The following is a 5,149-nucleotide window of genomic DNA, read 5'->3' on the forward strand; positions in this document are numbered from 1 at the left end:
GTCGGCGCGCGACTGCGCGCCGAACAGCTCGCCGATGCTCGGCGCGCGGAAGCCTTCGGCGTAGGATCCGCGCAGCAGCAGGTCGGTGATCGGCTTCCACAGCACCGATCCGGTGAAGGTCGTGCTGCTGCCGCTGGTCGAATAATTGGCGTGGCGGACCGCCCCGTCGAGATCGAGCGACTGGAAGAAGGGCGTATCCTTCAGGATCGGCACCCGGATTTCGCCGTAGAATTCGTCGGTGTTGAAATAGCCCGACGCCGCCTGCGCCGGAATATCGGATCCCAGGCCCGCCTGGATGATCGGATCGGGATCGAACTGGCCCCATTGCTCGCGATGTTCGTAACCCACCGCGATCCCGACCGGGCCGGCCGGCAGATCGAACAGGTCGCCGGTCAGGTTGGCGGTATAGTCCTGCAGCGACTGGCTGCTGCTGTCACGTTGGACGAAGCCGACATAATCCAGCATCGCCTGCGTCACCGAACCCGCGCCGCCGAAGATGTTGAACGGCACGCAATCGCCGGTGCATTGCGCCACCGGCCCGAGCGCGCGCGCCAGCCTTGCCGCATTGACGTTGCCGGTGAAGGTCTGGCGGGCGTCGTTGAAGCCGATCACCGCATTCACGTCCCAGTAGAAGGTGCGGCTGCCGATGGCGAACTTGCCGTCCAGCGTACCGGTCAGCGACATGGTGTCGACATGCTGGGTGTAGGTGCGCTGCCCCGCCTCGACCAGGCGGCGGCGGACGGTGGAGTAATTGGCCGGGGGGTTGCCCGCGCCGCCCGCCGACAGCGTCACGCCGAACGGGTTGAACGGGTTGGTCGCATCGATCGAGATCGTGTCGAGCAGGTTGCCGTTGCCCGCATCGGGCCCGACGAACAGCGGCAGGAAGGCCGCCTGGTTCTGCGAGTTGCGGCGATTGTAGACCGCCTTGACGCGCAGGTTCACGTCCGACCCCAGTTCCTGCCGGACGCTGAGATAGCCGCCATATCGTTCGGACGGGGTCAGGAAGTAATTGTAGGGTGAGAAGTTGAAGGTCGATGCCTGCGTATAGGGAGTGAAATCGCTGTTCGGGCCGGTCGGGTTGGCCGCGTCGTAAACCGGATTGCGCCCGATCACCGGGGCTTTCAGGGTCAGGCTCTGCCCGAGCACGTCGTAGCGGCCGAGCGTGGTCGCGCTGCTGCACCCGCCGTTGGCGATGTTGCAGGTCGTCTGGCCGGGATTGGGATATTGGGAGATGTCCCGGTCGCCCGTGCGTACCGCATTCTGCTTCACATAGCTGCCGCCGACCACCACGGAGGTGGTCGATCCCTGGAAGCCGTAGCTGGCGTTATATTCCTGCGTCCCGCCGTCGCCCGCGCGGTACTTGCCATATTGGGCCGAGGCCTGGAGCCCCTTCTGCGACTGCTTGGTGATGATGTTGACCACGCCCGCGATCGCGTCCGAGCCGTAGAGCGGCGACTGGCCCGACTGGAGCACCTCGATCCGCTCGATCATCCCGTTGGGCATCGAGTTGAGGTCGACCGTCGACGGGATGCCGCTGGCCGAGGCGCCGCTGACGAACCGCAGCCCGTCGACCATCACGAGCGTGCGCTTGGCGAGCAGGTAGCGCAGGTCGATCTCGGCCGATCCCGCGCCGACGCCCCCGCCGTCCTGCGGGTTGCCGATATTGCCGCGATTGTTGACCTTGCTGTTCAGCCCGCCCGCCGCGCTCGGCAGGCGCTGGAGGATGTCGGCGACCGATGTCAGGCCGGTCTGTGCCAGCGCCGTCTGGTCGAGCACGACCACCGGGGAATCGTTGTCCAGCGGATCGCGGCGGATGCGCGATCCGGTGACGATCACGTCGTCGCCCGCTTGGGCCTGCGCTTCGGTGCCTGCCACGGCGGCGGGTCCGTTCTGGACAACCTGCGCGTGCAGGGCTGCATGGGAGAGCATCATTGCGGGCAGGCAGGCACCGCAACGAAACAACACGGTCAATCGCATGATGTGTCCCCTTTGTTACTGGGACACAGTCTTTCGGTAACGCGTGCCGGGCACAATATGCTGCACCGCGCAAAAGTACGGCCGCCGCGCATCTCGGCGACCATGTTACAGTTTGGCAACAATGCGGTGAGGACAGGACTGTCCCGGCGCGGCGTTCAGAGCGTCAGACGCGCGAGGATACGGCAAGCAGCCCGGCCGGTAAGCGCTAACCTTTCGATCGCGTGGCGACGCGCGTCAGTCGGGCCGGCTGGCCGGCCAGGTTCCCAGCACCTTGCCGGTTGCGGGGTTTTCGATCCGCACCTCGTCCATCCGCATTCCGATCACGCAGACGGGGCGCTGCTCGATCCCGGCGGGCTGGATGCAGCGGACCGGCGCGGCGCCCGCGATCCGCTCGACGCGGCCGATCAGGCGCAGGCGGAATCCCTGGCCGCCCTCCGCCTCCTCGGGGTTCATGCGCTGGCGGATCTCGAACGCGCGGCCTTCGCGGCGGGCCCCGTCGGCAAGGAATTGCGCGATCCCCAGCGTCTGCCCGGGCAGCGTGACGGGCTCGACCCCGGTCGGCGTGGCCGTCCCGACGCGGGTGGGGCAGGCCTCGCTGCTCGACCACGGCCGCGCGATCCAGAATCCCTCGGCGCTGGTCACGCCGGCCTCTTCGCCAAGGCCCCAGTCGGCCGCGCTCCAGGCCGTCGGATTGACCGACACGTGCAGCACCTTGGCCTCCGCGTCGTAGCGCCACTGCATCGGCAGCGTGCTGGCCGCGTCGCTCGGCCCGCCGCATCCGAACGGCAGCACCAGGTCGAACCGCCGGCCGGCCGCCGCGTCCATGTCGCCGGGCGGGGGCTGGTTCGATGCGAACGCATCGGCCGCGCGTCGCGCCAGATCGATCAGGTCGGCCCGCGCCATCGTGCGCGGCGCTTCGGACGGCGGGGGCGGGGGGGTGACCGGGATCGGCGCAGCCACCTGCGGCACCGGCTCGGGCCGGGGCGCGGTCGATCGCCCGAACAGGAAACCCGCGCCACCGACCGCCATTATCGCCGCCAGCCCGCCCGCAATGGCAAGCCGGCTGGTCCTGACGGTGGGTTCCTGCATGATGGCGTGATAGCAAATTCGCCGTCATCCTCCAGTCCGAAAAGGTTTTTTCCCGTCGCCGGGCGTTGACACGGCCGCCCCCGCGCCCGACGCACGGGCGGCATGCCGATCGACCAGATCCTGACCTTGCTCGTCCTGGCGGCGGTGGTCGCCGCGCTGATCTGGGACAAGGTGCGCGCCGATGTCGTGGCCCTGTCGGGCGCGGCGGTGCTGCTGATGACCGGCGTGGTCCGCCCGGTCGACGTTCAGGGCGCCTTCGCCAGCCCCGCGATCATCGCGCTCGCCTCGCTGTTCGTCATCGCCTACGCGCTCGAACTGTCGGGGCTGCTCGATCGCGCGATCGCGTCGGCGGTGGCGATGTGCCGGCGGCTGGGTGCTGCGGGCATGTGGCTGCTCCTCGCGATGATCGGCGGCGTGTCGTGCGTTCTCAATTCCACCCCGATCGTGGTGCTCGGCGCGCCCGTGATCCGCGATGTCGCCACCGCGCTCCGGCTGCCGCCCCGCCGCTATCTGATTCCGCTCTCCTACGTCACGATCCTCACCGGCTGCTGCACGCTCATCGGCACCTCGACCAACCTGCTGGTCGACGACATGGCGAGCGTCGCCGGACAGCCGCGCTTCGGCATCTTCGAAGTAACGCCCGTCGGGCTGCCGATGGCGCTGGTCGGCGGGCTGTATCTGTTTCTGGTCAGCGGCCGCCTGCTCGACGGGCGGCAGGATGCGGGCGGGCGCGACGGAGACGCGCAGCCGGTCGACCGATCGCACATTAACAGCGCGCAGGTCGGCGATGCGGAGCTGTTCGCCGAACCGCGCCCGCTGCAGCCGGCCAAGGCGGCGATCGCGCTCGCCACCTTCGCGGGCGCGGTCGCGCTGGCGACGGCGGGGGTGGCGCCGATCGCCGCCACCGCCTTTTCGGGCGCGGTGCTGCTGATCCTGTTGCGCGTGATCAGCGCGGACGAGGCCTATGGCGGGCTCCGGCCGCAGATCCTGATCCTGATCGCGGGGATGGTCGTGATCGGCATCGCGATGGAGGAAAGCGGGCTCGCGGCGCAGGCGTCGCGCCTGCTCATCTCGAGCGTCCACGGCTTCACCCCGATGATCGCGCTCACCATCCTCTACGTGCTGACGATGATCCTGACCGAGCTTCTGTCCAACGCCACCGTCGCGGTGCTCGTCACGCCGGTCGCGGTCGCGCTCGCCGAAAGCCTGGGGGTCAGCCCGCGCCCGTTCCTGGTCGCGGTGATGATGTCGGCCAGCGCCGCCTTCGCCACGCCGTTCGGCTACCAGACCAACGTCATCGTCTATCAGATGGGCGGCTATCGCTACATGGATTTCGTGCGCGTCGGCCTGCCGCTCAACATCATCACCTGCGTGGCCGCGCTGGCCGCGATCCGCGCCTTCTTCCCGTTCTGATCGAACGGGCGGCGCGATGCCGGCGCGTCAGTGCGCCGCCTGGTCGTCCGCCGGCCCGCCGATCAGGATGAAGCGGCGGTCGCAATAGCCGCAGTCGACATAGCCCTTCTCGTCGATCTCCAGGAACACGCGCGGATGGCCCAGCGCCGCGCCCCCCGGAATGTCGGTCGCGCCATCGCAGGCGACGCGGCTGGTGGAGACTCGGGCGGTTTCGGGCGGCGGCAGCATGATCGGGGCCGATAGCAAGCGGGGCGACCAGAGATCAACGGCGGTTGCACGCCCGCGCGCACATCCTTACGCGGCGGCAGACTTTTTTCCGGAGACCAGCACCCCATGACCGAACCCACGCTCGACGTCGTCGCGATCGGCAATGCCATCGTCGATGTGATCGCCCAGGCCGACGACGAATTCGTCGCGGGCGAGGGAGTCGCCAAGGGCTCGATGCGGCTGATGGACGAAGCGACCAGCGACGGCCTCTATTCGCGCATGGGGCCGGGGCGCGAGATCAGCGGCGGTTCGGCCGCGAACACGGTGGCGGGCATGGCCGCGCTCGGCGCCAAGTGCGGCTTCATCGGCCAGGTCGCCGACGATCAGCTCGGCGCGGTCTTCGCGCACGATATCCGCGCCAACGGCGTCGCCTTTGCCACCCCGGCCCGCGCAGGCCAGCCGT

At 68.9% G+C, this 5,149-nt stretch carries 4 protein-coding genes and 1 pseudogene; 2 read left to right on the plus strand and 3 right to left on the minus strand.

What is annotated here, in order from left to right; all coding sequences use genetic code 11:
* Both ACOJSF_RS12220 and ACOJSF_RS12225 read right to left on the minus strand, forming a co-directional pair.
* On the minus strand, positions 1-1,875 hold a 1,875-nt coding region (locus tag ACOJSF_RS12220; RefSeq protein WP_420142475.1), incomplete at its 3' end, for a TonB-dependent receptor domain-containing protein.
* Positions 1,876-2,211: 336 nt separating this feature from the next.
* Positions 2,212-3,066 (minus strand): hypothetical protein, encoded by an 855-nt coding sequence (locus ACOJSF_RS12225; protein ID WP_420142476.1) that lies wholly within the window; start codon positions 3,064-3,066, stop codon positions 2,212-2,214.
* A 102-nt stretch (positions 3,067-3,168) separates the two neighbouring features.
* On the opposite strand from ACOJSF_RS12225, the gene ACOJSF_RS12230 reads away from it, so the two are divergent.
* Positions 3,169-4,479, plus strand: coding sequence for an SLC13 family permease (locus tag ACOJSF_RS12230; protein WP_420142477.1), 1,311 nt, complete (start codon positions 3,169-3,171; stop codon positions 4,477-4,479).
* A 27-nt stretch (positions 4,480-4,506) separates the two neighbouring features.
* Here the strand turns inward: ACOJSF_RS12230 and ACOJSF_RS12235 are convergent, their stop codons facing one another.
* Positions 4,507-4,707: a zinc-finger domain-containing protein gene (locus ACOJSF_RS12235; protein ID WP_420142478.1), complete on the minus strand. Its 201-nt coding sequence runs from the start codon at positions 4,705-4,707 to the stop codon at positions 4,507-4,509.
* A gap of 105 nt (positions 4,708-4,812) precedes the next feature.
* Between ACOJSF_RS12235 and ACOJSF_RS12240 the strand changes: the two are divergent.
* Positions 4,813-5,149, plus strand: a pseudogene (locus tag ACOJSF_RS12240) (adenosine kinase); the annotation flags it as partial.

This window comes from Sphingomonas sp., assembly GCF_048594985.1.
In the GTDB taxonomy this organism is placed as follows: domain Bacteria; phylum Pseudomonadota; class Alphaproteobacteria; order Sphingomonadales; family Sphingomonadaceae; genus Sphingomonas_I.